The following is a 26,097-nucleotide window of genomic DNA, read 5'->3' on the forward strand; positions in this document are numbered from 1 at the left end:
TCCGGGACGACGGCTGGGACGGGTTCCGGGGCGGATTCCGGGACGACGTCCGGGCCTGCCTCCGGGTCGGGTTCCGGCGAGGGCGAGTTGGGGTCGGGTGATGGCGAGGGCGAGTCGGGGTCGGGTGATGGCGAGGGCGAGTCGGGGTCGGGTGACGGCGGTGCCGCCGATGCCGCCGACGCCTCGGCCGCTCTGCCCGCTCTGCCCGCGCTGGCCTCCCCGGCCACCGCGGCGACGTACGGCACCCGCCCGTTCCCGGTCGGCCTGGAGGACGGCAGCACGGTCACCGTCCGGATCGTCCTCGTCCGGGACCGCACCCCGGCGATCTCCGGCGCCCACTTCCTGGTCGTGGACCGCGCCGGGCTGAGCGGCACCGCGGCCCGTCCGACGGCACTGCTGCTGACCGGCGACCACCTGGACGCCGGGGCGCTGCGCCGGGCGGCGGGCGACTCCGCGGGCATCCAGCTGCGGTCCGAGGAACGCGCGCGGTTCGTCGACTCACCCCTCCAGTCCGGCGCCGAACGCATCTACACCACCGCGGTCGCGGCCGGCGCGGGCTACGCCGTCCTGGCCCTCCTCCTCGCCCTCCTGCGCGCCGCCCCCGAACGCACCGCCCTGCTGGCCCGCCTCCGCACCATGGGCCTCACCCGCGCCCAAGGCCGCCGCCTCCTCATCCTGGAGTCTCTCCCCCAAGCCGTCCTGGCAGCCCTCGGCGGCACCCTGACAGGCTGGGCCGCCATCCGCCTCCTCTCCCCCGGCATCGACCTGACGACCATCGCCCTCGCCTCGACACAGACCGCCCCGACCAGGGCCGAACTCCACACGGACACCCTGTCACTGACAGTGCCGGCGATCTCGGTGCTCGTACTGGCGGTGGGTGTGGCGGCGGGACAGGCGTGGTGGTCGGGACGGCGGGGATCGGTACGGGAGTTGAGAGCGGGGGATGCGCGATGAACGCCAGCGGCAGCGGTTGTCGCTGCTTCGGCGGGCGCGGCGGGCGCGGCTACGGTCGCCGACGCACCGCGCATGGCTCGCGCAGCGACGATCGCCGACGCATCCACCGCCCCTGCGAGCAGCCGTCCCCCGGCCCGGCCGGCCCAGTCACAGTCCCCGACGCACCCGCCCCAGCTGCGGGCAGTCGTGCCGCTGGGGCGGCTCCCGACCCACAGAGAGCGGCACCCCGCGAGCGCCGGGCTGCGCGACCCACCCCTCCGCAACCACCCCGGGCACCGGCTCAGGAGGCCGCCAATGACAGCCACCAACCCCACGCTCACCGACCTCGCCGACCGAGCCACAGCGCACCGCAACCGCCCCACCTACGGCCACGACGCCCTGATCACCTGTGACCGCCTCGTCCGCATCTTCACCACGGACGGCATAGAAGTCCAAGCCCTCCAGGGCCTCGACCTCCTGGTCCGGGAGGGCGAACTCATGGCCTTGGTGGGCGCGTCCGGCAGCGGCAAGTCCACCCTGATGAACATCCTCGCCGGCCTGGACACCCCCACCGCCGGCGCCGCCCGCGTGGCCGACCGCGACCTCCTCACGATGACCGCGAAGGACCGCCTCGCCTACCGCAGAGAAGTCGTCGGCTTCGTCTGGCAGCAGACCTCCCGCAACCTCCTCCCCTACCTGACCGCCGCCCAGAACGCCGCCCTGCCGATGCAACTGGCCGGCCGCACCCGCACCCCCAGGTCCCGCCGCGCCCACACCGACCGCGCCCTGGAACTCCTGGACCTGCTCGAGATCGCCGACTGCCGCGACCGCCGCCCGCACCAGATGTCCGGCGGCCAGCAACAACGCGCCGCCATCGCCGTGGCCCTCGCCAACAACCCCGCGGTCCTGCTCGCCGACGAACCCACCGGCGAGCTCGACTCCCACACCGCGGAACAGGTCTTCGCCGCCTTCCGCACCGCGAACGAACAGCTGGGCACCACCATCGTCATCGTCACCCACGACCAGGCGGTGGCCGGCGAGGTCCGCCGCACGGTCGCCATCCGGGACGGCCGTACCTCCACGGAGGTCCTGCGCCGCAGCGAGGTCGACGCGACGACCGGCCACGAGACGGTGGTCGCCCGCGAGTACGCCATGCTCGACCGCGCCGGCCGCCTCCAGCTCCCCGCCGACTACACCCGCGCCCTCGGCATGCGCGACCGCGTGGCCCTCGAACTGGAGCCGGACCACATCGGCGTATGGCCGGACGACAGCGAGCGCGACTGAGCACGACCGATCACGCCCCGTGACCGAACAGAAATGCGGCACGGGTATTGACGCACCGTTCCTAAAGACTGAGCGGGAGTGAGTCCTGTTGCCAGGACTGCTGCTCAGCCGGGTGTCCCGAACGGTGTTGGGCACCCTGGTCGCCCGCTTTCGCTCCACCACCGGGCGGCGCGCATCCGGTGCGCGGTCCGGGCAGGTGGGGGCGGGTTTCCTCACGCCTGCGGGTGTCCGGTCGGGCCTGGGCGGTCCGATGCCCACCACGATCACTCTGGTCGGGGTGGGGCGGTGCCGTCCGTCGCCGGATCGGATGTCCGAGGGCGCGTCGCCCGACCGCGATGCTTGCCGCATCGTGCCGGGACGTCTTGCGTCGTGGGGTGGTCAGGGGTTTCTGCCAGTGCTGGGCGCCCCAGCGGCTGGTGTAGGCGGGGCCGACCGCCACGACGGCGATGTTCTGTTCGGCGGCCATCGACACCAGCCGGGCCCTGAGCTTCGCGGTCGGGAAGCGGGACAGCAGGCGGCGGAAGCGTTTATTGCGGCCGTGCTTCTCCCGGCTGGTGCCGTCGGTGAAGTCGAGGTCCTCGATGGCTATCGCGGCGGCCCCGCAGCGGCGGGTGTGGTGCAGCAGCCGGGTCAGGGCGTGCCGGAGTTGTGCGTCCCGGTGCTCCGCGGTGCCGGTCAGGTCGTAGAAGTAGCGCTGCGGTTCGCCGACCGGGTTGCCGTGCACATCCAACTGCCAGGCGGCCAGGTGGTCGTCGTTCATGTCCACCCCCACCACCCCCCGGGCGAGGGCCGCGTCGAGGAGCAGGGCGGGGGCGGCGGCGCGCTGCCAGGACGCGGTCACATACCAGCGGCCGCGTGCCACATCGTGGTGGGTGCGGTACGCCACCGCCCGGTTCGCGGTGATCCGGTCACGCCACTCCTGCCCGCGGTGCGGGAACGCCACCGTCGCGTCGAGGACGTAACGGCCGTGCGGGGCGTTGGCCAGGTGGGCCAGCGGGGCCGGAAGCTTGACCGAGAGTCGGCCGGTGTCGGTGACGCGGATCGTCTCGTTGCCGAACCGTTTGCCGGACTCGCCGTCGGCGGTCAGGAACATCCGCTCCGCCCGCCACCGCTCCCGCCACGCCGCTGCGTCCAGCCCGGCCGCCTCAAGGTGGTGACGGGCGTTCGCGAGGCGTTTGCGGCCGCGCACCACCCGCACCCGGCCCGCCTTCCAGTCTGCCTCTACCACCGCCAGCCGGTCCTTGAGGGTGTGCAGCCGGCGGGACTTGGCATGCCACTCACCACGCGTCGAATACCCGCGTGCCAGCCCTGTCCGCTTGTCGGCCTTGGCGCCCAGCGGCCGGGCCAGCCGGGCCTCGATGGACGCGATCTGCCTGTGCAGCCAGGCCAGGTGGGCGGCCTGGCCGCGCCGGGCCAGCGCCCACTGGTCATGGGTGGCCTTGGTGATGCTGCCCGCCCACCGCGCCGACGACCTCCCGGTCAGCTCCCGCTTGCGCACCGCCCACCCCGCCGCATCGTGCGCCAGGCCCTGCCGGGAGCGCTCCGCGAGATCACCCGCCGCCAGCGACCCCAGGAACATCCCGACCTCGGCGAGGACCGCCGCATCCGACTCGCTCACCCGCAGCCGGTCCCGGATCGCCACCCCGGCCGGGCCGGGTACCACGAACGACGCCGCCAACTTCCATAGTGCGCTCACCCGTTCACCCCCGCCCGGCCGAAGAGCCCCGTCACGGCAGTCAACGAGCAGCCTCCGCAAAGGTCACCCATTCGACCCAAGAACTCCCGTTCCCCTCCCGAGAGCCAAGGTCCACAACACACCCCAGGCCGCAGGAACCCCCTGACGCAGCGGAATGATCGCCGCCGCCGGCGTCGCCACCCTCCTGCTGCTGATCCTCCGCGCCAAGGTCCAGCCGTTCGTCGCCCTGGTCGTCGTCTCCATCGGCGTCGCCCTCACCGCGGGCGTCCCGGCCGCCGACCTGGTGAAGACCATCGAGGACGGCATGGGCTCCACGCTCGGCCACATCGCCACGATCATCGCCCTGGGCGCGATGATCGGCCGGATCGTCGAACTCTCCGGCGGCGCCGCCGCGTTCGCCCACTCCCTCATCGACCGCTTCGGCTCCAAGCGCACCCCGCTCGCGCTCACCGTCGCCGGTTTCGTCCTCGGCATCCCGGTCTTCTTCGAGGTCGGCCTGATCATCCTGATGCCGATCGCGTACGGCGTCGCCCGCGCCTCCCGCAAGCCGCTCCTCGTCTACGCCCTCCCGATGGGCGCCGCGATGCTGACGGTGCACGCCTTCCTGCCCCCGCACCCCGGCGCGGTAGCCGTCGCCCAGGCCATCGGCGCCGACCAGGGCCTGGTCCTGCTCATGGGCATCCCGGTCACGGCGGTCGTGGTCCTGCTGGGCTACCTGATCTCCCGCCGCATGACCCGTCGCGAATACCCGATGGACCCGGACCTGCACGCTGAGATCTACGGCGAGGAGACCACCCTCGAAGCCACCGGAGCGCCCGGAACACCTGAAGCGCCTGAAGCGCCTGGAACACCTGAAGCGCCTGGGGGTGCCACTCCCCAGGCCGACGACGGCCACGGCACCACCGTCCTCACCAAGCCGGCCCCGACGACCACCACCCCGGCCGGCCGCCCGCCCTCCTTCGGCACGGTCCTCACCCTGATCGTCACCCCGATCCTGCTGATCCTCGCCGGCACCCTCGGCCAGAACCTCCTCGCCGACGGCTCCGCACCGCGTGCCGTCCTCACCGTCCTCGGCGCCCCCATGGTGGCCCTGCTGATCGACGTGGCGCTGTGCGCGTACATCCTCGGCGCCCGCCGCGGCTGGGACCGCGCCCACATCGCGAGCGTGATGACGTCGGCCCTGCCGCCGGTGGCGATGGTGATCCTGGTGGCGGGCGCGGGCGGGGTCTTCGGCAGGGTGCTGGTGGCGAGCGGTATCGGCGACGCGATCGCCGACGTACTGGACCGCAGCGGCCTGCCCGCGCTCGTCCTCGCCTTCCTGACGGCGCTGGCCCTGCGTGCCGCCCAGGGCTCGGCCACGGTGGCGCTGATCACCACGGCGGGCATCCTCGCCCCGCTCCTGCAGCGCGCCGACCTGTCCACCGGCCAACTCTCGCTGGTCGCCCTGGCGATGGGCGCGGGCGGCCTCGCCGTCTCGCACATCAACGACGCGGGCTACTGGATGTTCACCAAGCTGGCCGGCCTGGACGTGGCCTCGGGCCTGCGTACCTGGACGGTCCTGACGACCGTCATGGGCGTCCTCGGCTTCGGCCTGACCGCCGCCCTGTGGCCGCTGGTGTAGCGGTGGCCGCCGGTGGAGCCGGGTCAGCGGACGCTGACGTCCAGCGCCCCGAGTCCCGCCCTGCGTACGGCGATCGACCCGTACGGCGTGCGCAGCCTGAGCCATGCGCCCGACGAGAACAGCGCCAGCGGCGTCTCATCGGGCGCACTCATGTCGGCGGCGGGCACGGCCGGACGCAGGAACCCCAGCGACTGGGCGGCGTGCACGGCACGCACCGGCAACCCGGTGTCCCCGACCGCCCGGGACCAGATCTCCCGCCCGATCCGGTCGAGTTCGGCCCTCGTACGCGCCTCGGGCGCCAACTCGTCCGTACGGGACCGGAATTCGGCGATCACGGCGGCGACCATGGCCCGCAACGCGTCCGGCGCCGGCAGCCCCGGCTCCACCCGCCAGCCACCGCGCGGCGGCAGCACCCCGGCCCACGGCGGCCCGGTCACCGCCTCCGGAACGCCCGCGGTGACCGCGGCCTCGTCGATGGACTCCAGGAGCTCACCCGCGGACACGGTCACGTCCAGCGTCACGTCGAGTCCGTCCTCGTACGGCTTGCCGAGCCGCACCGTACGGATCGCGAGCACCTCGAAGGACGGTGGCCGTCCGAAGACGGCGAGTGCGGTGCCGGCTCCTTGGAGGCGTACCGCGGCTCCACGGTCGTAGTGGAGCAGCCGGGAGAGGAAGGCCGCGAGATCCGCCGCCTCCCTTTCGTCGGCGAGGTGGAGCACCGTCATGCGGCGACGGCCTCGCCCTCGTCCTCGTCTTCGTCGGAGGCCTCAGAGGCGTCGTCCCGGTACTCCTCCAGGAACTCCCGCTCCTCCGCGGTGAGCCGGCGCGGCCGCTGCGCCTGGAAGTCGAACGGCACTATCACCGTCGAGGCCCGCACGTAGACCTGGTCCGGGTCCTTGACCTCGTACATGATCGTGAAGGACGCCGCCCTTGTCTCCGTGACCCACAGCTCGATGTCCACCGGTGTGTGCCGGTGGACCAGCTGCCGCTTGTAGTCGATCTCATGGCGCGCCACCACGGACCCCTGCTTGAAGTCCTTCTCCGGGCGGAACAGGAAGTCGATACGGGCTTCCTCCAGGTAGCGGAGGAAGACCACGTTGTTGACGTGGCCGTACGCGTCCATGTCCGCCCAGCGCAGCGGGCAGCGGTAGATGTGCCGCAAGAGATCAGCCCCGAGTCAGCTTCTTGTAGGTGGCGCGGTGCGGACGAGCCGCATCCGGTCCGAGCCGCTCGATCTTGTTCTTCTCGTACGACTCGAAGTTGCCCTCGAACCAGAACCACTTGGAGTCACCCTCGTAGGCGAGGATGTGCGTGGCCACCCGGTCCAGGAACCACCGGTCGTGGGAGACGACCACAGCCGCGCCCGGGAACTCGAGCAGCGCGTTCTCGAGGGAGCCCAGCGTCTCCACGTCGAGGTCGTTGGTCGGCTCGTCGAGGAGCAGCAGGTTGCCGCCCTGCTTGAGGGTGAGCGCGAGGTTGAGACGGTTGCGCTCACCACCGGAGAGGACACCGGCCGGCTTCTGCTGGTCCGGACCCTTGAACCCGAAGGCGGAGACGTAGGCGCGCGAAGGCATCTCCACCTGTCCCACATTGATGTAGTCCAGCTCATCGCTGACCACGGCCCACAGCGACTTCTTCGGGTCGATGTTCTCGCGGCTCTGGTCGACGTACGAGATCTTGACGGTGTCGCCGACCTTGATCTCGCCGGAGTCCGGCGTCTCCAGGCCCTGGATCATCTTGAAGAGGGTGGTCTTGCCGGCACCGTTCGGGCCGATGATCCCGACGATCCCGTTACGCGGCAGCGTAAAGCTGAGGTCGTCGATGAGAACCTTCTCGCCGAACGCCTTGCTGAGGTTGTTCACCTCGACGACCACACTGCCCAGACGCGGGCCCGGCGGGATCTGGATCTCCTCGAAGTCCAGCTTCCGCATCTTGTCCGCCTCGGCGGCCATCTCCTCGTAACGGGACAGTCGCGCCTTGGACTTGGCCTGACGCCCCTTGGCGTTGGACCGCACCCACTCGAGCTCTTCCTTGAGCCGCTTCGCGCGCTTGGCGTCCTTCTGGCCCTCGACCTTGAGGCGGGAGGCCTTCTTGTCGAGGTACGTGGAGTAGTTGCCCTCGTAGGGGTGGGCGCGACCGCGGTCCAGCTCGAGGATCCACTCGGCGACGTTGTCGAGGAAGTACCTGTCGTGGGTCACGGCGACGACGGTGCCGGCGTACTTCGCGAGGTGCTGCTCCAGCCACTGCACGGACTCGGCGTCCAGGTGGTTGGTGGGCTCGTCGAGCAGCAGCAGGTCGGGGGCCTCGATCAGCAGCTTGCACAGCGCGACGCGGCGCTTCTCGCCACCGGAGAGGTTGGTGACCGGCCAGTCGCCGGGCGGGCAGCCCAGCGCGTCCATGGCCTGCTCCAGCTGGGCATCCAGGTCCCACGCGTTGGCGTGGTCCAGGTCGTCCTGGAGCTTGCCCATCTCCTCCATGAGCGCGTCCGAGTAGTCGGTGGCCATGAGCTCGGCGACCTCGTTGAAGCGCTTGAGCTTGCCCATGATCTCGGCGGCGCCGTCCTGCACGTTCTCCAGGACCGTCTTGGACTCGTCGAGCGGCGGCTCCTGGAGCAGCATGCCGACGGAGTAGCCGGGGGACAGGAACGCGTCACCGTTGGACGGCTGCTCCAGCCCGGCCATGATCTTGAGAACGGTGGACTTACCGGCACCGTTCGGACCGACCACACCGATCTTCGCGCCGGGCAGGAAGCTCAGCGTCACGTCGTCAAGGATCACCTTGTCGCCGTGCGCCTTGCGCGTCTTGCGCATGGTGTAGATGTACTCAGCCAAGAGAAACCGTCCGGCAGCTTGAATTCTGGCAGTGGGCAGATACACCCCATCTTGCCTGACGGCTACCCCTCGAAGGAAACGCGTTCGGTCGGGGACGCGTGACCTGCACGTTCACCGGCCGCGCGAGTAGTCGGCCTGTCACTGGTTGTCGTCGCCGGCCGCTGCGGGACACCACGTCAGATGTCCAGCGCACTCGGTTCACGCCGAAGAACCACACGGGCAGCCCGGGTCGCGTCTCCATGGGCCTGCCTTGCCGTCTGATAGCTCGCTGACGTCAGTGAGCTACCGGAAGCGCGTATCTCGCGTACGTCTCGCAGCGAGTGACAGGACGCATCGATCGCCGACATCACCGTAGGGAGACGAGACAGTCCACGTACAAGTTCCGGCGATCTTGCAGCCTGGTGTCCCGGATGGTGCGCCGCCACCGCACGTGCTCGCCGACCAGCGTGGCCCCCACTCCCAGTACAGCCCCGAGTCCCGTCCCGACCAGCGTCGTCCACTCCACGGCAGGGATCGCGCCAAAGGGGAACTGCAGAAATGCCCTCCCGAAGGAGGGCGGACACTTGGCGCCCCCGGCAGGACTCGAATCTGCGGCCAAGCGCTCAGAAGGTGTCAGGGGTTGAGCGATGTGCTCACCTGCGTCTTCGCTGGTCGCTCGGGAACGAATGCCGTCAAAGCGCTTGCTGTCATTTCCGGGGGACCTTTGGCTGATGACGGCCCCTCGTGCCTCGCCCTGGCTCATGGGGACGGGGCGAAGGCACGTTCGCGGCCTCTCAGTCGATGCAGAACTCGTTGCCCTCGATGTCCAGCATCGGGATGCACGAATCATTGCCGTCGTACAGCGTGCGCACGTGCACCGCACCGAGCGGGACCAGTCGTGCGCATTCCGCCTCAAGTGCGGCGAGGCGCTCTTCCCCCACGAGTCCGGTGCCGACCCGCACATCAAGATGCACCCGGTTCTTGGCGGCCTTCCCCTCGGGGACACGCTGGAAGTACAGCCGCGGGCCCACACCTGAGGGATCGACACAGGCGAACCAGGAATCTCGCTGCTCAGTTGGCTGCGAGCGCTTGAAATCGTCCCAAGTGGCAAACCCAGCCGGTGGCGGCGGTATGACGTACCCCAGCACCTCGCACCAGAAACGAGCGAGCCGCTCGGGTTCTGCGCAGTCGAAGGTGACTTGGAACTTCTTGATCGGCGTCATCGGGTAACTGTATGGGCGCGTGCCGGCACCGCGGCTCCGGGCGCCGTCTCCGTGCAGATCGAGGTCTGGCGTGACGTGCGTTGGTGACGGGCGGTGGTGTCCGCGACCGGGAGTGGCACCACCTTGGCTTCCGGCGCAGCGCGGGGCGGACGGGGTACTACCGGTCGTGCAGGATGTCGGGCCGGGTGACGGGCACGATGGTGATCAAGTCGCCGAGGCCCTTGAAGTCGTCGGGGTTGGTGGTGAAGAGGGGGAGCTCCTCGGCGGCCGCGATGGCGGCGATCATCAGGTCGGCCACACGGCGACGGGGCTTGCGGCCTGCGGAGACGACGGCGGCGCAGATTCGGCCGTAGAGGCGGGCCGCTTCCACGTCGAAGGGGATGGGGTCGAACTCATTCTCGGCGCGCTGCAGGACATCCATACGGCGGGCCCGCTCGGCGTGTTCGTCGTAGTCGCTCTGCTCGTCGCTGCCGCGTACCTGATGGGGGCCTGCGGAGAGTTCCGCGAGGGTGATGGCGCTGATGGCCATCTCGGCGGGCAACTCGTCGGCGTCGATCCACTTGCGCAGGATCATGATGTTGGTATCGAGCAGGCCTTGCTCGTGCTCAACGGGCATACGGGTCGTCCAACTCCTGCTCGACGACGGCGTTCTGGTCGTCGCGAAAGGCGTCCAGCGAGATGTCAGGGGCAGTGCGTGACATGGACGCGAACTCGGCACGGGGAACGAAGCGGCGGCGACGGCGGAGCGGGATCAGCTCGCCGACGCGGTGCCCGTCGCGGGTGACGGTGAACGCCTGTCCTCCCTGGACGGCATCCATGATCTCTTTGGAGCGGGTGCGCAGATCGCGCTGAGTGATCTCGGGCTGCGCTGTCATGCTGCCGATGATAGCGAGCTGTGCCACTCGGTGCTACGCCGTGCTTCGGGTATGGATTTGCGTGCGCCAGTCATTGCCGCCACGACGCACGGTTTGTCCGTATCCACGGTCGCGCATAGGTGAAGGCGCTTGCTCACAGAGCGATGTGCATCCGGACATGAAAGAGCCCCTCACGCGTTTCCGCAGGTGAGAGGCTGTGTGCGCCCCCGGCAGGACTCGAACCTGCGGCCAAGCGCTTAGAAGGCGCCTGCTCTATCCACTGAGCTACGGGGGCCGGGTGTGGTGGCCTCTGTCGTGGGTGTGCCCGGGTGTGGGCCGTGCCGTGACGTTGCCGGGGACAAGGATAGGGCTCCCGCGTCCTCGTCCCTGCTGCTTCGCCTCCGCGGCTCGATGTGGAGGTTCGGTGAAGCGGTCCTGATAATCGCAGGCAGGTACGAATCGTGCATCGCTTTTGGCTACTTGCGCATCGGGTGTTGTGCACTCGTTATGCCTGGACTGTGGCCGCGTCCCAGTCGTCCCTTCCGTCCCTTGTGTTCTGTCGGCGCGCAGACATGCTCATATGCTTCAGAATTCCCCTAAAATTGGGCATTCTTCGCATGTGGTGACCTTGGACGTACGGCCTCAGCTGCTCGACGCACTCTCCGCCCTGCGCGACCGTGTCGCCGCCGCACGCTTCCCGCTGCCCCTGGCGGGGGCTCCACGCGCGCGTGCCAACCGCGACGAACTGCTCGCCCAGCTCGACGACTATCTGGTGCCCCGGTTGAGGGAACCCGAAGCACCCTTGCTGGCCGTCATCGGGGGCTCCACGGGGGCCGGGAAGTCGACGCTCGTCAACTCGCTCGTGGGGCGGCGGGTCAGCGTGGCGGGCGTCCTGCGGCCGACCACCCGGACGCCCGTGCTGGTCTGCCATCCGGAGGATCATCACTGGTTCAGCGGGATGCGGGTGCTGCCCGACCTCACGCGCGTGTGGGTGCCCCACCAGGAACCGGCGGACGAACTCCTGTTGCCCGGCGAGAACCCCGCGCGCGTGCTGCGCATCGAGACCGCCGACACCCTCCCGCCCGGCCTCGCCCTCCTGGACGCGCCCGACGTCGACTCCCTCGTCGCCGACAACCGCGTCCTCGCCTCCGAACTGATCTGCGCGGCCGACATCTGGGTCATGGTCACGACGGCGGCCCGGTACGCCGACGCCGTGCCCTGGCATCTGCTGCGCACCGCCAAGGAGTACAACGCCACCCTGGTCACCGTCCTCGACCGGGTGCCCCACCAGGTCGTCTCCGAGGTCTCGCGCCAGTACGGGGCGCTGCTCACCAAGGCCGGACTGGGCGACGTACCCCGCTTCACCGTGCCGGAGCTGCCCGAGTCGGCGTGGGGCGGCGGGCTCCTGCCGGGCACCGCCGTGGCGCCGCTGCGGACCTGGCTCCTGCATCAGGCGCAGGACCAGGCGGCCCGACAGCACACGCTGGCCCGTACCGCGTACGGCGTCCTCGACTCGCTCAAGGCCCGGATGCCCGAACTGGCGAGCGCCGCCGCCGCACAGTACGCGGCCGCACTACGGCTCACCGCCGCCGTCGACGGGGCGTACGACAGCGAGCACGCGCGCGTACGGGGCCGGCTGCAGGCGGGTGCCGTGCTCGCCGGCGACGCCCTGAAGCGCTGGCGGGCCTTCCCGCTCGACTGCACCGCCGAGGAGCTCCTCGACGCCCTCGTGGAGAGCCTGGGCGCCCTCCTGCTGTGCGCCGTCACCGCCGCCGACGAGCGTGTCGACGACGCCTGGCGGCGCCAACCGGCCGCCGGGGCCCCGGAGCTGATGGACCGCGGCCCTTCCTCGGAGAGCGCCGAGCACCGCATCGGACTGGCCGTACGGCGGTGGCGGCGGGAGCTCGAGGAGTACGCCGAGGAGGAGGTGGCCGCCCTCGACCGGAGCGTGGCGCCCGACCCCGAGGTCGTCGCGGCCGTCGTCGCCACCGTGCTGCTGGGCGGCCGCCGGGCACGGGCGGCGGGCGAGGGGCTCGCCGAGCGGATCGGCGCGCACGGCGCGCTGCGGCTGCGCGACCGCGGCGGACGGCTGCTCACCGACCACCTCGACCGCATCATGCACACCGAACGCGAGCGCCGCCTCGCCCCGCTCGACGCCCTCGACGTCCACCCCGAACCGCAGGCCGAACTCATCGCCGCGCTGTCGGTACTGCAGAAGGAGAGGTGACCGGTGACCGCCGTCACAGACCAGGACCACACGGACCACACCGACCACACAGAGCACGCCGACCACACAGAGCACGCTGACCACACGGAGCATGCGGACGATGCGGGGGACGCGGGCGCCGCGGGTTCTCAGGAGGAGCGTCCGGAGAACACCGTCTCCGAAGAGGGCACTTCCGCGAACGAACGCCCTGCAGAGGCCGATTCGGACGGCGGGGCCACGGAGGACGAGCCCGCCGACAAAGCGGCTCCCGAGGAATCCAGCCAACCCGAGGACTCCGGGGAGCCCAAGCGCGAGGAGCAGCCCGAGGGAGGCCCCTCCGGCGACCGGCACGCACGCGTGAAGGACGACGACGACTCCTCAAGCCGTACGGGCGCGTCCGGTCGTACGGACTCCGACAGGCCCTGGGACGACGGACTCATCGCGCGAAGGGTCACCGAGGAGACCGCCGCGCAGCACGTCGCCGTCGTGGAGACCCGGCCGTCCACTCCGCAGCCCGTGCCCCAGCTGGCGTACGACGGAGCGCTGCGCTCGCGGCTCGAAGCGCTGCGTGAACTGGTCGGGCTCTCCCGCACGCGGCTCGACAGCAGAACCCTCGCGGAGGCCGGCCGGGTCCTCGACGAGGCGGCCGCGCGGCGGCGGCTGTCAGGGCAGCACACCGTCGTCGCCATCGCGGGTGCGACCGGCAGCGGCAAGTCGCAGTTGTTCAACGCGCTCGCCGGAGTGACGATCTCGGAGACGGGCGTACGGCGGCCCACCACCGCCTCGCCCATCGCGTGCAGTTGGAGCGACGGCGCGGCCACCCTCATCGACCGGCTCGGCATCCCGGGGCGGCTGCGGCGGCGCCCGGTGCAGAGCGCCGAGGCGGAGGCGCAGCTGCGCGGGCTCGTCCTGGTCGACCTGCCCGACCACGACTCGGCCGCCGTACAGCACCGCGAGCAGGTGGACCGGGTGCTGGCGCTCGTCGACGCGGTGATCTGGGTCGTCGATCCGGAGAAGTACGCCGACGCCATCCTTCATGAGCGCTATCTGCGGCCCATGGCGGGGCACGCGGAGGTCATGTTCGTCGTCCTCAACCAGATCGACCGGCTGCCCGGGGAGGCCACCGAGCAGGTCCTGGACGATCTGCGGCGGCTGCTCGACGAGGACGGGATCGCGCTCGGCGAGTACGGCGAACCCGGCGCGACCGTGCTCGCGCTGTCCGCGCTCACCGGGGAGGGCATCGGTGAACTGCGGGAGGCGCTCGGCCAGTTCGTGACGGAGCGGGGGGCCGCGGCCCGGCGCATCGCGGCCGACGTGGACGCCGCCGGCTGGCGGCTGCGGCCCGTCTACGCGACCGGACGGCGGACCGGGCTCAGCGAGCAGGCGCGGGACGAGTTCGCCGCCCGGCTCGCGGAGGCGGTGGGTGCCATCGCGGCGGGCGAGGCGGCCGAGCGCGCGTGGCTGCGCAACGCCAACCGCGCGTGCGGGACGCCCTGGCTGCGGCTGTGGCGGTGGTACCAGGACCGGTTCGAACCGTCCACGGGCCGGCTGCCGTTGCGCGCCCAGGCCGACGACGAGGCCACGGCCCGCCAGCGGGTCGAGCAGGCCGTACGGACGCTGGCCGACCGGGCGTCGGCCGGGTTGCCCGCGCCCTGGGGGCAGGCGGTGCGCGAGGCCGCCGTACGCGGTGCGCAGGGGCTGCCCGAGGCGCTGGACGAGCTGGCGGCGCGGGCGGGACTGCCGCCGGGGCGGCCGCCGCGGCCGGGCTGGTGGCCGGCGGCCGTGTTCGCCCAGGCGTCCATGACGATCCTTCAGGTCATCGGTGGGCTGTGGCTGTTGGGTCAGATCATCGGGTTCATGTCGCCGAACCTGGGTGTGCCGGTGCTGCTGATGGTGGCGGGCATCGTCGGCGGCCCGTTGGTCGAGTGGAGCTGCCGGATGGCGGCGCGGGGGCCCGCGCGGCGGTACGGCCTGGAGGCGGAGCGGCGGCTCAGAGAGGCGTCCGCCGGGTGCGGGCGGGCACGGGTGCTGGATCCGGTGGCGGCGGAGCTGCTGCGGTACCGGGAGGTTCGGGAGCAGTACGGGCGGGTGATGGGGGTGGCCGCGGCACGGTGATCCCGGCTCGGGGGCTTGATGCCGGGAGGCGCTTGGGGTGCCCCGGGTGGCTCAGGTGTCTCGTGGTCCCTCGGCGGGGCGGGTCCCTCGTTCGGGTGGCGGAGTTTTCCACAGCCGGGGGATGGTCCACAGCGCTCAGCGGGCTCGGCCCGACGGAGGCAGTCTGGCTGCGCGGCGATCGTGACGGACGCGGTCGCCGCGGCAGACGCAGCCGTACGGGACGGGCCCGTAGGCGTGTCCGACCGGCGTGAACGGCCGGGTGAGGGAGGGGTTCGAGATGAACGAGACGGTCATCTGCGCGGTGGGCAACGTGGCGACGCGGCCGGTGTTCCGGGAGCTGGCGTCGGGGGCGTCGGCGCGCTTCCGGCTGGCGGTGACCTCGCGGTACTGGGACCGCGAGAAGAGTGTGTGGACCGACGGCCACACCAACTTCTTCACGGTGTGGGCCAACCGGCAGCTCGCCACCAATGTGATGGCGTCGCTCGACGTGGGCGACCCCGTCGTCGTGCAGGGCAGGCTGAAGGTCCGCTCGGACGTACGCGAGGGGCAGAGCTGGACGTCGGCCGACATCGACGCGCTGGCCATCGGCCACGATCTCGCGCGCGGCACCGCGGCCTTCCGGCGCACGCCCAAGCCGGAGACGGGGGCCGTCGGCGCCCCGGCGCAGCCCGAGCCCAGCTGGGAGACACCGCCCGCGGAGCCGGACACCCAACGGCAGCCGGAACCAGCCGCGGTGACGTGACGTCAGCCATCCGCGGTCACCCGCCGAAGCCTGACCGAACTGCGGCTTATCGGCGAATGCGCACCGAACGATCCCTGTGGATTTGTCGATAAGCCCTGCTCGGAAGAGGTCTTGGCGATAACGATTCCGAGTCGGATCGATTGACCGACAGCATCCCCGGGAAGCGCGGTGCGCCAGGTACCTAGGATGCCGAGCGTAGCTCTCGGGGTTTCTGTTTCTGCTGGTGGGACCGCGCCCCCACGTCAACGGGTCCTGCTCGAAGGGGAATTCTGTGTTTTCTTCGTTCTCCGCGCTGTCGGTGCGCGGGCGAGGCGTGGCCCGCCTCGCCGCCGCCACGTTGGTGTCCGGGCTCCTCGCCGCCGCTGTGCTGACCGGCGCGGGCCCGGCGTCCGCCGACGAGACGTCGCAGAACCAGGGCGGGGCGACCGCCACCATAGGTGGCCTGAAGACGTACGGCGATGCCGTCATACACGACGCCGCCGGGGACCTGACGGTGTCGGCGGGCCTGTTCGAGATGTCCGTCGAGGGCGGCGGCACGCTGCAGACCTACTGCGTCGACCTGCACAACCCCACGCAGCGGGACGCCAAGTACCACGAGACCCCGTGGAGCGGCACCTCGCTCGGCGCCAACAAGAACGCCGGCAAGATCCGTTGGATCCTGCAGAACTCCTACCCGCAGGTCAACGATCTCGCGGCGCTCGCGGCGGCGGCAGGGGTACGAGGCGGCCTCAGCGAGGAGGACGCGGCGGCCGGCACCCAGGTGGCCATCTGGCGCTACTCGGACGACGCGGACGTCGACGCCGTCGACCCGCAGGCCGAGAAGCTCGCGGACCACCTGGAGAAGAGCGCCCGGAACGTGGCGGAGCCTGCGGCGTCCCTGACGCTCGACCCGCCCGCGGTCTCCGGTCACCCCGGTGAGCTGCTCGGCCCGGTCACGGTGCACACCAACGCGGCCGGCGTGACGGTGACGCCACCGGCGGACGCCGCCACCAGCGGGGTGCGGATCGTCGGCAAGGACGGCAAGGTCATCACCTCCGCGGTGAACGGCAGCCAGCTGTTCATCGACGTCCCCGAGGATGCGGCGGCCGGCTCGGCCGAACTGACCGTGCAGGCGTCGACCACCGTGCCCGTCGGCCGCGCCTTCACCTCCGAGAGCCGCAGCCAGACCCAGATCCTGGCGGGCTCCAGCGAGTCGACGGTCTCGGCGACGGCGAGCGCGACCTGGGCGAAGCAGGGCGCCATACCCGCACTGTCCTCGGCGAAGAACTGCGCCGAGGGCGGCCTGGACATCACCGCGGCCAACGTGGGCGACGAGGCGTTCGCCTTCGAGCTCATGGGAATCGAGCACAGCATCCCGGCGGGCGAGTCCCGGACGGTGACGATCCCACTCCAGGAGGACCAGGCGTACGACTTCACGATCAGGGGCCCGGGCGGCCTCGCGCAGCGCTTCAACGGCGTCCTGGACTGCCGGACCGAGGGCAGCGAGGCCGGCGGCGACGCGACTCAGACCCTGAGCGAGCCGAGCCCGGCGACGGTCGGCGGCACCGCCAGTGACGTGAACCTCGCCGAGACCGGCAGCTCCAACGCGACCCCGATGATCGCCGGCACGGCCATCGCCCTCGTGGTGATCGGCGGCGCGGCCCTGCTGCTGGTGGGCAGGAAGAAGCCGACCCAGAACTAGGCCTGTCGGGCACCGACGATCACTGAGCCGCACCGGTCAGCAGCCAGCGCCGTACGGCAACCAGGGGACCCGTGAACACTTCTCGCGTTACGGACCTTGATCGCAACGCCGTCCGCACCGATCCACCAGCTGCCCTGAAGAGAGGTCCGACGGGCGCGGGCGGTGCCGAGGGGGTGTCCCGGTCGGTTGCCGGGAGGACGATGGAGCCATGGACAGTCGCACGGAGCAGGTGGGTCCATCCCGATCACTGGATGACATCAGCACACCGGGGCGCGTCGCCGACCCCGGCGAGGGCATCAGTCACGAGGAACTCTCCCTCGCCGCCCGCAACCACGGCCTTCCTCTCGAGGCCCTGCACTACGACGTCACACCGCCCGGGCTGCACTACATCCTGACCCACTACGACATGCCGGTCCTCGACGCCTCCGCGTGGACGCTGACCGTACGCGGCCGGGTCCGTACGCCCCTGGCCCTGGACCTTGCGGCCCTCCGCTCCTTCCCTGCCGTCACCCACCGGGTGACCATGGAGTGCGCGGGCAACGGCCGGGCCCGGCTCACCCCGCGCCCCGTGAGCCAGCCCTGGCTGGTCGAGGCGGTCGGCACCGCCGACTGGACCGGCGTACCGCTGCGGACCCTGCTCACCGAGGCCGGCGTGGAACCGGACGTCGTAGAAGCGGTCTTCACGGGAGCCGACCACGGCGTGGAGCGCGGCGTGGAGCAGGATTACGAGCGCAGCCTGCCCCTCGTCGACGCCATGGCCACCGACCCGGAAGTCCTGGTCGCGTACGAGATGAACGGCGCCCCGCTCCCCCCGCAGCACGGGCACCCCGCGCGCCTGGTGGTCCCCGGCTGGTACGGCATGGCCCATGTGAAGTGGCTGCGCGACATCACCCTCACCGACACGCCGTTCACCGGCTTCCAGCAGACGGTGGCGTACCGCTACCGCCAGTCCCCCGACGAGATGGGCACCCCGGTCACCCGGATCGCGCCCCGGGCGCTGATGATCCCGCCCGGCTTCCCGGACTTCATGTCCCGCACCAGGGTCGTACGCCCCGGCCCGCTGGACCTGGAGGGCCGCGCCTGGTCGGGCCGCGCTCCCGTCACGAAGGTCGAGGTCAGCACGGACGACGGCCACAGCTGGCACGAGGCGGAACTCGCCCCGGCGCACCGCCACTCCTGGTCCTGGCGCCACTGGCACGCGCCTTGGACGGCCGTCCCCGGCACCCACGTCCTGACCGCCCGCGCCACGGATGCCGCGGGCGACACCCAGCCGGTCACCCAGCCCTGGAACCGCGGCGGCTTCGGCAACAACGCGGTTCAGCGCATCACGGTGCTCTGTGCACCTCAGTGAGTGCTGGTCACCCCCATGGGCTGACGGGTCGTCAGCCATACACTCGCGCCCGGCACGGGGTGGACCTCGCGCGGCCGACGGAACCCGAGCGGCCGCAACTGGTCGGCATGGCGGGCGGAGACCGTGATCGCGACGGCGGTGGCGGCCTGGTCGTCGACGGCGCGCAGCCCCGGGGCCAGCAGGTCGGCGGCCACGGTGTGGTCCCAGGCGCTGGTGTCGTCCAGTTCGCCTGCGATGACCACCTTCCAGTGCGGCCCGGCGGGCCCGGCCTCCCTCAGCCCCGCGGGAAGGACGGGGCGGTCCTGCGGGCCGTTGGCGAGCTCACGGGAGAGAAGGCCGCTGAACCGCGTGTCGGGGGGCTCGGTCTCGGTGTCCGGCGGCAGCCAGATGCCGGCCGCGAGAAGCCTGCCGTCCGCACGCTCGGCCACCCACACCTGGCCCTCTTCGAGCGCGTAGTGGGCCAGCATCAGCCGCATCGCACGCTGCGCCTGCTCCCAGTCGACCGCGGAGTTGTCCGGGACCGAGGGCGGGGGCGAGGGCGGGGGCGAGGGCGGGGGCGGGACGAACAGGCGCACCACGGCGGGCACATCCACCAGCCCCGCCGCGCGCACGGTCGTCCGAAGGGTGCCTTGAAGAGTGGTCACAGCCGCAGTGGTCACAGGCGCAGTGGTCACAGTCGCAGTGGTCACGGTCATGGTCTCCGTCTCGTCTCAGAGTGCCCGGCTCATGCCGGTGATGTCGGTGGTGACCGCGCCCACCCGTCCGGGGGACGGCAGCGCGGACGGCAGCGTGGAACGGAACAGGCGGGCGGGCCGCAGGCCAGGCGCGGCTGCCCGGACTGTCGTCCGGCGCGGCGCGCTCGGCCTGTCGACGCCACCCTTGAAGTGGGCGGGAAGAGCGTCCTGACCGGACTGGGGGCGGCTCAGCAGGATCACGCCACAGCCGGCCGCCGTGGCACCGGCGAGGGCGAGCAGGATGCCGGTCCCGCCGTACTGGAAGCCTTCGCCGAGCAGGCTGATGCCGACGGCGGACGCGGTGAGGGGGTTGACGAGGGTGAGCAGCGCGAGCGGGCCGCCCAGGCCCCTGCGGTACGCCTTCTGGGCGAGCAGCACCCCGGCGACGGCGAACCCGGCGGTCAGGACCGCCACCAGCGCCACACTCCAGGACGGCGTCGCCCCGACCGCCAGCTTCTGTGCCAGCGTGGAACCGGCCCCGGAGGCGATGCCGGAGGCCGCCGCGAAAGCGAGGCCGGCCCGGGCGGTGCGGCCCGTGGCGAAGGAGACCAGCACCGCGATGACGCCGACGGCGGCGACCGCGACCACGAGAACCTCGCCGGTCCGCAGCGAGTCGTCCGGCGCGCCACCGGAGGCGGTGACGGTCAGCAGGGTGATCAGCCCGGCGAGAGTGAGCGCCATGCCGCGCCACTGCGTGCCCGAGGTCCGGCGGCGGGCGATCAGCGCCCCCAGGGGCACTGCCACCACGAGACTCAGCGCACCGAGCGGCTGCACCAGGGTCAGCGGCCCGTACCGCAGGGCGACCACGTGCAACAGCGCGCCGGTGCCGTTGAGGACGACGGACCACCACCAGGAGCCGCGGGCGAGCGCGCCGCGCAGATCCGCCGTACCCGCGGCGGTCCGCTCCTGGACCACGGCGGCCGCGGCGTAGCAGACGGCGGAGACCAGGGAGAGGGCGAGGGCCAGGAACATCGGGGAGGCCGTCATCACGAGGCCTGCGCGCTGCTGCTGCTCGGCATCGTCCGGCCCCTCTCCGATACGAAACGGTTTCGTACAGGTAAGTTACGGCCATCCCGATAGAAACGCAAGCGTTTCTTTATTTGTTGGTGCCGAACGCGCCCCTGCCCGGACCGGGGCAGCCGGTCCGGGCAGGGGCAGAGGGAGGAAGGCGGACGCCTCAGCCGCGGTCTACGGAGCGGACGTACCGCGTCCGGCCCGCGACGACCGCCTCTCGTTGGCCATGGCACTGGCGGCCAGACCCAGCAGGAAGCCGATGGCTCCGATGATGACGTTGTTCACGACGGTCCTGGTGGTGCTGACGTCACCTGACACGACCCAAGGCGCGACCACGGTCCACGCACCCAGTGCGCAGGCGGCCCACGCCATGCCGTGAGTCCGCTCGTAGGCGCGGCCGAAGCCTCCGCTCATCAACAGCGCGTAGGCGATGCCGACAACGAGGTTGTTGACCGCGAGCGCGGTCAGGTTGCTGAACCCCGCGATCCACGGGGAGGCCGCCAGGTACACGCCGGTGAGGAAGGCCAGGGATTCGATGGCCTGTGCCGCGGGTGTGCTGGTGGCGCGCTCCGCCATCTCATGACGGTTGCGCATGGCGACGATGTCGGGATGGGTTTCCATCGACGACCTGGGAGAGGTTGTCACTCCCATCACCTCCGGGAAGTTCCGGCCGGTTTGTGGAGAACTCCGAGTACCCCTGTCGCCCGCCGGTCGAACCGTCCGGCCGGGTTCCCTGCCGCGTTCCCGGCTCGACCGGAGCACGACGCTTCCCGGCTCGAGGCGCGGGGTACCCGCCACGCCATGGTTCGCGTCAAGCAGTACGGCGTCGCCGCCTCCGGACAGTGGACGGACGAGGAGGAGGGTCGGCGCCGACTGCCCGCCGGCGAGGTCCATGCCTGGGAGCCGGGCATGAACCAGACCGTCTGCGGGCTGTCCCTCAGCCGCTCCCAGCTGATCCGCTTCCGGCACGTCGCCTGGCCGGACACCTTCCCGGAGTCCGGCGGCGCGGCGGATCGGGTGCGGCGCCAGTGCCCGCGCTGCGCCTCCGTCGCCGGACGCCGTGGCGCTGACGCCCGCCCCCGGTGGCAGCGCACCAACCCTCGGCCGTGAGTTCCGTACGGCGGGCGGTACCCTCGCCGGCCGACCCGGGGGCCGGGTTTCCGGCCGAGGCCGCCGGGCACCCGGGGAGCCATGAACCAGAGTCGACGCCCTCCGCTCGCCGACAGCTCACTCGCCCTCCTGGCCAAGGGAACCGAGATGTCGACGGCCGGCTCCTGGACCCGCACACGGCCGCAGTCGAACTGCTCAACGTCATCCGTCCGACCGCCGCGGTGTGCTGGTTCGTCGCCTACGCAGGTCATGCGCTGCACCACAGGCCCGACATCCGGGAGCGGCTGCAGGAGGACGACGATGCCGCGTACGCCGTGGCGTTCGCCCACGAGCTGCGGCGCTTCTATCCCTTCGCCCCCTTCCTCGGCGGGCGTGCCGTCACCGATCTGGAGTGGCGGGGAGTACCGATCCCGTCCGGCGCGTTGATCCTGCTCGACCTGTACGGGCAGAACCACGACCCCGACCTCTGGAACGATCCGTACACCTTCGAACCGCGGCGCTTCCTGGACCGGCCGCCCCAGCGCGACGAACTCGTTCCGCAGGGCGGTGGCGACCGTGCCACCGGTCGCCGCTGCCCCGGTGAGGACGTCACGATCGCGCTGCTGAGCACCCTCGTGCCGCGGCTGGCCCGGCTGGCGTACGACGTGCCCGAACAGGATCTGAGGATTCCGCTGAACCGCATACCGGCCCGCGTACCCAGCGGATTCGTGATCGAGGCGGTCGAGGCGGTCGAGGCGGTCCGTGTACCGGCGTCGGCTCATCGCTCCGAGCGGACGGCGAACTGACGGCACAGGAAGGGGACTCGAGCCGATGATCACTGGCGATCATGTCCGAGAACTGCTCAACCGTGAGGACGACGCCGTGCTGGTCCTGCTCCACGGCCGGGCCGAAGTGGTCCCGGCGCCGGAGCTGGACTCGGACCGCTGTCGCGGCGCGCTGCCGGTGGTGTCCGGCCGGGATCTCAGGGAACGCCTGGGCACCGACCGGTCGGCACCCGACGACCCCGAGGCGGTGGCTGCCGCCCTTGACGCGACCGTGAGGGAGCAGGGCGGCTGAGGACGACGGTTGCCGAGCGGACCGTAGGACGAACCGCTCGGCAACCCGCTCCCGGCCAGGTGCCGTTCCGGCGCCCTACTGGCCCCTACTGGACTGGCCCCTACTGGCTACGGCTCACCCGGCGCCCGGCGGTCACGGCCGCTCCCGCGAGCGCGGCGGCGACGGCCGTCCTGCGCATCGCGGTGCGCCGCCGCCCGTGCCAGCCGCCGTGCACGGCGCCCTCTCCGGGGGCAGGGACGTGCAGCACGCCGTGCGTGGCCGGGGCACTCTCGTCGTGGGACAGATGGCTCTTGTCCGCCTCCCGGGCCATCGCCCGCTCCGCGAGCCCCGGTGCCATGCGGGCCTGGCGCACCAGCGCGCGGCCCGCGGGACCGACCACCACTTCGCGGTGCGGGTGGCGTACGAGGTCCACGACCGCCCGGGCGACCCGCTCGGGGCTGTAGACCGGCGGCATGGCGATCACCTTGCGCCCGGTGTAGTTGGCCGCCTGCTCGAAGTGCGGGGTGTCGATGGTCGCGGGCATCACCGTGCACACATGGATGCCCTTCAACCCCTCCACCCGCAGCTGCTGCCTCAGGCACGATCCGAGTCCTTGTACGGCGTACTTGGACATGCTGTACGGGAGGCTGTAAAGGTGGGCGACGGCGCCTGCGATGGACGAGATGTTGATCAGCGTGCCCGTACCCTGCTCCCGCATCACCCGCAGGGCCGCTCGGGCCCCGTGCACGTAGCCCATCACATTGACGTCCAGGACCTTGCGGAAGTCCTCCAGCGGCACGTCCTCGAAACGGCCGAAGGCGTTGACGGCCGCGTTGTTGACCCAGACGTCGATCCGGCCGAACTCCTCCACCGCTCGCCGCGCCAGGTTCTCGACCGCTCCCGCGTCCGTGGTGTCGGTCGGCACGACCAGCGTCCGTGCCCCCCGATGCTTCCCGCACTCCTCGGCGGTCGCCTCCAGTGCCTCCTCGCGGCGCGCGGCCAGCACCACGGCGCAGCCCTTGCGCGCGAACGCCTCGGCCGTGGCCCGTCCGATCCCGCTGGACGCTCCGGTCACCACCACCACGTGGTTTCGCAGTCCCATCCCGTACCTCCTCGGCTCTGTAGCTCTCCAGCTCTGTAGCTCTCCAGCTCTGTAGCTCTGTAGCTCTGTAGCTCTGGACGGGTACCCGGCACCGCCGAGTCGCCTCCGCCGTCAGCGGTCCGATTCGTCCTGCAGCACGAGGAGTGCGATGTCGTCGGTGCGCTGCCCGGTCGCCCTGGCCTTCCTCAGCAGGTCGTCGATGAGCAGGTCCAGGTCCCGGTCGTCGGCGTGGGCGAGATGGTCGGCGAGGCGGGCGATGGAGTCGTCGAGGTCGACGCCCGGGGTCTCGATGAGGCCGTCGGTGTAGAAGGCAAGCATCAGGCCCGGGGTGAGCGGGATCTCGGTGAGGGGGAAGGCGGCGTCGGGGTCGATCCCCAGGAGCGGTCCGGGCGGGACGTCGACGGGGCGGGTGTCGCCGTCGGGGAGGCGCAGGAGGGGTGGCGGGTGGCCGGCACTGGCCAGGGTCACGCGTCGGCGGGCGAAGTCGAGGTGGGCGTAGAGGCAGCTCGTGAAGAGGTCGGGGGCGAGGTCGGTGAGGAGCCGGTTGGTTCTGGCGAGGACCTGGTCCGGGGGCGTGCCGAGGGAAGCATGGGCGTAGACGCCGGTGCGGACCTGGCCCATCAGGGCGGCGGCGGCGACGTTGTGGCCCTGGACGTCGCCGATGACGGCCGCGGCGGCGGTGTCGCCGAGCCGGATCAGGTCGTAGAAGTCTCCGCCGATGTCCATGCCCCGGGTCGCGGGCAGGTAGCGGGCGGCGACCCGCAGGCCGGTGACGTGGGGAAGGGTGCGCGGGAGCAGTGCCTGCTGGAGGCCGTGGGCGAGCTCGAGTTTGGTGTCGTAGAGACGGGCCCGGTCGAGGGCCTGCGCGATGAGCCCGGCGAGCGACGTCAGGACGGCGCGTTCCTCGGCCGGGAACGCGTGGGGATGGTCGTAGGACAGGACGCAGCAGCCGACGGGCCGGCTGGAGATGATCAGCGGCAGGAAGGCCCAGGCCTGTTTGCCGCTGATCAGCGGTGCCTCGGGGTAGATGCGCCGCATCTCCTCCGGGTCGGCGAAGAACGAGGGGATGCCGCTGCTGAGGGCGTGCCCGGCCGGTGTGAGGTCGGTGTCGAGGGGCAGGCCGTCGAGACGCTCGATGGTGTGGGCGGCGTAGCCGCGGTATCCGGTGATCCGCAGCCGGCCGGCGTCGGCGGTGGACAGGACCAGGCCCTGGGCTCCGAAGGCGGGCATGATCTGGTCGGCGACCAGGTCGATGACGTCCTGGACGCCGACGACCTCGGTCAGCGCGGCCGCCAGGTGGGTGAGCTGGTAGAGCCGGCCCGCGCGGGACGGCGTGACGGTGTGCGGGGACCGGGCGGACGCCGGCGAGGGCGGGGGCTGTGCACCGCTGGGCACGATACGGACGCTGATGCCGCTGGCGTCCGGGTAGAGATGGAAGTCGAGCCACTGGTCCGGTGGGCGGCACGCGGTGAACGAGACGGGCTCGCGGCTGAGCACCGCGGCACGGTAGCGGTCCTCGTAGGTGGGGTCGTCGAGCCAACGCAGGGACTGCCACGGCAAGGTGCCCAGCAGCCCGCCGGCCTTGCATCCCAGCAGGTCGCAGGCACCGGAGCTGAGATAGGTGAAGTGCCCCTCGAGGTCCAGGGCGCAGCTTCCGCCGGGCAGACGCTCCACGAAATCGGCGGCGGCCATCGCCGGGCTCGCGGACCGGCGGCCGGTCCCAACGGGGACGACGCGCGGCCCCTCGCCGTCGGCCGGAGGCCTGTCGCGCCCGACGGCCTCCTCCAGCAGCCGGGCCAGGCGGCGGCAGCGGGAGGCGATGTGCCCCCGCTCCCGGCCAGTCATGTACGGCGGCCGGGTGGCCGGCCACATCAGCAGCAGCACGCCCCTCCGGCGGACGCCGGTGACCGGCGCGGCGACCAACGCCAACGGGTACGGAAGGACCATCGCGGTGCGCGGATAGGAGCGGGCCATCTCCTCCTGGCTGCCCACCCACACCATCCGGTCCTCGCGGACCGCGACGGCCACCGGTGCCGGAGCGGCCATCGGCACCCTCGCCCACGGTGCGGCGAACTCGGCCGGGGCCCCGCACAGCACGTCCAGCCACAACAGCTGCTCGTCCGGCGCGAGCAGGTACAGCGCGCCGATGGACGCGCCGGTCCGGCGCACCGTCTCCGCGAACACGGCATCCAACTCGCCGTTGTCGGCGGCCGGATCACCCGCGCTGGTCACGAGGCACCTCCAGCATCGCGGGGAGATTCGCGGCCGGCCGGGGGGGCGGCCCTCCGCTCCCCTCGGGGTACGGCACCCGCACGCCGGACGTACCCGGACTCGCCCCTACGAGGACGCTACGCCCCTGGGCAGCGGTCGGCACGCCGTCCAACGCAGGCGCTCGCACACCGCTCAGCGGGCCCCTTCCCGCACCCGTGCCACCAGCGCGGTCGAGGAACGGCCGACCAGGTACGGCAGCAGCACCGCCTGGCCGCCCCACTCCTCGAGCAACGCGGCCTCGGGCAGGTCTGCGCCGGAGTAGTCGCCGCCCTTCACCCAGACCTGCGGGCGGAGGTCGGCCAGCAGCCGCTCGGG

23 protein-coding genes, 1 tRNA gene and 1 pseudogene are annotated in these 26,097 nt (G+C 71.6%); 11 read left to right on the forward strand and 14 right to left on the reverse strand.

The genetic code is table 11. The annotated features are described in order from the left end of the window. Window positions 1–954 (forward strand): FtsX-like permease family protein (locus AC5P09_RS33870; RefSeq protein ID WP_493877538.1); only part of this gene is annotated, 954 nt, incomplete at its 5' end. Between the two features lie 294 nt (window positions 955–1,248). After that, window positions 1,249–2,217: an ABC transporter ATP-binding protein gene (locus tag AC5P09_RS33875; RefSeq protein WP_307674922.1), complete on the forward strand. Its 969-nt coding sequence runs from the start codon at window positions 1,249–1,251 to the stop codon at window positions 2,215–2,217. Window positions 2,218–2,278: 61 nt separating this feature from the next. Here AC5P09_RS33875 and AC5P09_RS33880 read toward each other — a convergent pair whose 3' ends face one another. Continuing rightward, the gene (locus AC5P09_RS33880; protein WP_493877539.1) at window positions 2,279–3,913 is read right to left on the reverse strand and encodes a transposase family protein; all 1,635 of its coding nucleotides are present in this window, start codon (window positions 3,911–3,913) and stop codon (window positions 2,279–2,281) included. Window positions 3,914–4,067: 154 nt separating this feature from the next. Between AC5P09_RS33880 and AC5P09_RS33885 the strand changes: the two genes are divergently transcribed. Continuing rightward, window positions 4,068–5,534, forward strand: a complete 1,467-nt coding sequence (locus AC5P09_RS33885; protein WP_493877540.1) for a GntT/GntP/DsdX family permease — start codon at window positions 4,068–4,070, stop codon at window positions 5,532–5,534. Between the two features lie 23 nt (window positions 5,535–5,557). Here the strand turns inward: AC5P09_RS33885 and AC5P09_RS33890 are convergent, their stop codons facing one another. The 7 genes from AC5P09_RS33890 to AC5P09_RS33920 form a co-directional block, all read right to left on the reverse strand. Further along, the gene (locus AC5P09_RS33890; RefSeq protein ID WP_493877541.1) at window positions 5,558–6,259 is read right to left on the reverse strand and encodes a DUF8185 domain-containing protein; all 702 of its coding nucleotides are present in this window, start codon (window positions 6,257–6,259) and stop codon (window positions 5,558–5,560) included. After that, window positions 6,256–6,696, reverse strand: a complete 441-nt coding sequence (locus AC5P09_RS33895) for an acyl-CoA thioesterase (protein WP_493877542.1) — start codon at window positions 6,694–6,696, stop codon at window positions 6,256–6,258. The genes AC5P09_RS33890 and AC5P09_RS33895 overlap by 4 nt, the downstream gene beginning before the upstream one ends. Window positions 6,697–6,700: 4 nt before the next feature. After that, window positions 6,701–8,365 (reverse strand): energy-dependent translational throttle protein EttA, encoded by a 1,665-nt coding sequence (ettA, locus tag AC5P09_RS33900; protein WP_493877543.1) that lies wholly within the window; start codon window positions 8,363–8,365, stop codon window positions 6,701–6,703. Between the two features lie 773 nt (window positions 8,366–9,138). Continuing rightward, a complete protein-coding gene (locus tag AC5P09_RS33905) occupies window positions 9,139–9,567 on the reverse strand; it encodes a VOC family protein (protein ID WP_493877544.1) in 429 nt (142 codons plus the stop codon). A gap of 157 nt (window positions 9,568–9,724) precedes the next feature. After that, window positions 9,725–10,183, reverse strand: a complete 459-nt coding sequence (locus tag AC5P09_RS33910) for a type II toxin-antitoxin system VapC family toxin (RefSeq protein ID WP_362937906.1) — start codon at window positions 10,181–10,183, stop codon at window positions 9,725–9,727. Continuing rightward, on the reverse strand, window positions 10,173–10,442 hold the full coding sequence (locus AC5P09_RS33915) for a type II toxin-antitoxin system Phd/YefM family antitoxin (RefSeq protein WP_362937903.1): 270 nt from the start codon (window positions 10,440–10,442) through the stop codon (window positions 10,173–10,175). The genes AC5P09_RS33910 and AC5P09_RS33915 overlap by 11 nt, the downstream gene beginning before the upstream one ends. A gap of 201 nt (window positions 10,443–10,643) precedes the next feature. Next, window positions 10,644–10,716: transfer RNA gene (locus AC5P09_RS33920), tRNA-Arg, on the reverse strand. Between the two features lie 324 nt (window positions 10,717–11,040). Here AC5P09_RS33920 and AC5P09_RS33925 point away from each other — a divergent pair. The 5 genes from AC5P09_RS33925 (at window position 11,041) to AC5P09_RS33945 (ending at window position 18,516) form a co-directional block, all read left to right on the forward strand. Continuing rightward, the gene (locus AC5P09_RS33925; protein WP_493877545.1) at window positions 11,041–12,648 is read left to right on the forward strand and encodes a dynamin family protein; all 1,608 of its coding nucleotides are present in this window, start codon (window positions 11,041–11,043) and stop codon (window positions 12,646–12,648) included. Window positions 12,649–12,651: 3 nt separating this feature from the next. Beyond that, window positions 12,652–14,742: a YfjP family GTPase gene (locus tag AC5P09_RS33930; RefSeq protein WP_493877546.1), complete on the forward strand. Its 2,091-nt coding sequence runs from the start codon at window positions 12,652–12,654 to the stop codon at window positions 14,740–14,742. A 277-nt stretch (window positions 14,743–15,019) separates the two neighbouring features. Continuing rightward, window positions 15,020–15,484 carry a single-stranded DNA-binding protein gene (locus AC5P09_RS33935; RefSeq protein ID WP_493877547.1) on the forward strand — a complete coding sequence of 155 codons (465 nt, stop codon included), beginning with the start codon at window positions 15,020–15,022 and terminating at the stop codon, window positions 15,482–15,484. Between the two features lie 271 nt (window positions 15,485–15,755). Further along, window positions 15,756–17,165, forward strand: coding sequence for a Cys-Gln thioester bond-forming surface protein (locus tag AC5P09_RS33940; RefSeq protein WP_493877548.1), 1,410 nt, complete (start codon window positions 15,756–15,758; stop codon window positions 17,163–17,165). A 208-nt stretch (window positions 17,166–17,373) separates the two neighbouring features. Continuing rightward, complete coding sequence (locus tag AC5P09_RS33945; RefSeq protein WP_493877549.1) at window positions 17,374–18,516, forward strand: sulfite oxidase; 1,143 nt, start codon at window positions 17,374–17,376, stop codon at window positions 18,514–18,516. On the opposite strand, the gene AC5P09_RS33950 is transcribed toward AC5P09_RS33945, so the two are convergent. The 3 genes from AC5P09_RS33950 to AC5P09_RS33960 all read right to left on the reverse strand — a co-directional run bounded on the left by AC5P09_RS33950 (window position 18,510) and on the right by AC5P09_RS33960 (window position 20,885). Then, on the reverse strand, window positions 18,510–19,160 hold the full coding sequence (locus tag AC5P09_RS33950) for a hypothetical protein (protein ID WP_493877550.1): 651 nt from the start codon (window positions 19,158–19,160) through the stop codon (window positions 18,510–18,512). The two genes, AC5P09_RS33945 and AC5P09_RS33950, sit on opposite strands and share 7 nt — an antisense overlap. A gap of 66 nt (window positions 19,161–19,226) precedes the next feature. Continuing rightward, a complete protein-coding gene (locus tag AC5P09_RS33955) occupies window positions 19,227–20,237 on the reverse strand; it encodes a DMT family transporter (RefSeq protein WP_493877551.1) in 1,011 nt (336 codons plus the stop codon). Window positions 20,238–20,438: 201 nt separating this feature from the next. Next, window positions 20,439–20,885: an SPW repeat protein gene (locus AC5P09_RS33960; RefSeq protein WP_493877560.1), complete on the reverse strand. Its 447-nt coding sequence runs from the start codon at window positions 20,883–20,885 to the stop codon at window positions 20,439–20,441. Between the two features lie 180 nt (window positions 20,886–21,065). Here AC5P09_RS33960 and AC5P09_RS33965 point away from each other — a divergent pair, with 180 nt between their 5' ends. The 3 genes and pseudogenes from AC5P09_RS33965 to AC5P09_RS33975 all read left to right on the forward strand — a co-directional run bounded on the left by AC5P09_RS33965 (window position 21,066) and on the right by AC5P09_RS33975 (window position 22,430). Beyond that, window positions 21,066–21,374 carry a hypothetical protein gene (locus AC5P09_RS33965; RefSeq protein WP_493877552.1) on the forward strand — a complete coding sequence of 103 codons (309 nt, stop codon included), beginning with the start codon at window positions 21,066–21,068 and terminating at the stop codon, window positions 21,372–21,374. Between the two features lie 140 nt (window positions 21,375–21,514). Then, window positions 21,515–22,159: pseudogene (locus AC5P09_RS33970) on the forward strand (cytochrome P450); the annotation flags it as partial. A 25-nt stretch (window positions 22,160–22,184) separates the two neighbouring features. Further along, window positions 22,185–22,430 (forward strand): hypothetical protein, encoded by a 246-nt coding sequence (locus AC5P09_RS33975; RefSeq protein ID WP_493877553.1) that lies wholly within the window; start codon window positions 22,185–22,187, stop codon window positions 22,428–22,430. A 100-nt stretch (window positions 22,431–22,530) separates the two neighbouring features. Here the strand turns inward: AC5P09_RS33975 and AC5P09_RS33980 are convergent, their stop codons facing one another. The 3 genes from AC5P09_RS33980 to AC5P09_RS33990 form a co-directional block, all read right to left on the reverse strand. Next, complete coding sequence (locus AC5P09_RS33980; protein ID WP_493877554.1) at window positions 22,531–23,511, reverse strand: SDR family oxidoreductase; 981 nt, start codon at window positions 23,509–23,511, stop codon at window positions 22,531–22,533. A gap of 111 nt (window positions 23,512–23,622) precedes the next feature. Next, window positions 23,623–25,743 (reverse strand): SpoIIE family protein phosphatase, encoded by a 2,121-nt coding sequence (locus AC5P09_RS33985; protein WP_493877555.1) that lies wholly within the window; start codon window positions 25,741–25,743, stop codon window positions 23,623–23,625. A gap of 171 nt (window positions 25,744–25,914) precedes the next feature. Beyond that, window positions 25,915–26,097: nucleotidyl transferase family protein (locus AC5P09_RS33990; protein WP_493877556.1), on the reverse strand; the 183-nt coding region annotated here is incomplete at its 5' end.

It is taken from the genome of Streptomyces sp. a15, assembly GCF_059026085.1.

What these genes read in the sequence shown, in the direction of transcription:
- AC5P09_RS33975 (WP_493877553.1), top strand. Translation starts at nt 22,185, where the DNA reads ATGATCACTGGCGATCATGTCCGAGAACTGCTCAACCGTGAGGACGAC.
- AC5P09_RS33935 (WP_493877547.1), top strand. Translation starts at nt 15,020, where the DNA reads ATGAACGAGACGGTCATCTGCGCGGTGGGCAACGTGGCGACGCGGCCG.
- AC5P09_RS33945 (WP_493877549.1), top strand. Translation starts at nt 17,374, where the DNA reads ATGGACAGTCGCACGGAGCAGGTGGGTCCATCCCGATCACTGGATGAC.
- AC5P09_RS33915 (WP_362937903.1), bottom strand. Translation starts at nt 10,442, where the DNA reads ATGACAGCGCAGCCCGAGATCACTCAGCGCGATCTGCGCACCCGCTCC.
- AC5P09_RS33885 (WP_493877540.1), top strand. Translation starts at nt 4,068, where the DNA reads ATGATCGCCGCCGCCGGCGTCGCCACCCTCCTGCTGCTGATCCTCCGC.
- AC5P09_RS33875 (WP_307674922.1), top strand. Translation starts at nt 1,249, where the DNA reads ATGACAGCCACCAACCCCACGCTCACCGACCTCGCCGACCGAGCCACA.
- AC5P09_RS33965 (WP_493877552.1), top strand. Translation starts at nt 21,066, where the DNA reads ATGGTTCGCGTCAAGCAGTACGGCGTCGCCGCCTCCGGACAGTGGACG.
- AC5P09_RS33980 (WP_493877554.1), bottom strand. Translation starts at nt 23,511, where the DNA reads ATGGGACTGCGAAACCACGTGGTGGTGGTGACCGGAGCGTCCAGCGGG.
- AC5P09_RS33910 (WP_362937906.1), bottom strand. Translation starts at nt 10,183, where the DNA reads ATGCCCGTTGAGCACGAGCAAGGCCTGCTCGATACCAACATCATGATC.
- AC5P09_RS33905 (WP_493877544.1), bottom strand. Translation starts at nt 9,567, where the DNA reads ATGACGCCGATCAAGAAGTTCCAAGTCACCTTCGACTGCGCAGAACCC.
- AC5P09_RS33955 (WP_493877551.1), bottom strand. Translation starts at nt 20,237, where the DNA reads ATGACGGCCTCCCCGATGTTCCTGGCCCTCGCCCTCTCCCTGGTCTCC.
- AC5P09_RS33960 (WP_493877560.1), bottom strand. Translation starts at nt 20,885, where the DNA reads ATGGAAACCCATCCCGACATCGTCGCCATGCGCAACCGTCATGAGATG.
- AC5P09_RS33890 (WP_493877541.1), bottom strand. Translation starts at nt 6,259, where the DNA reads ATGACGGTGCTCCACCTCGCCGACGAAAGGGAGGCGGCGGATCTCGCG.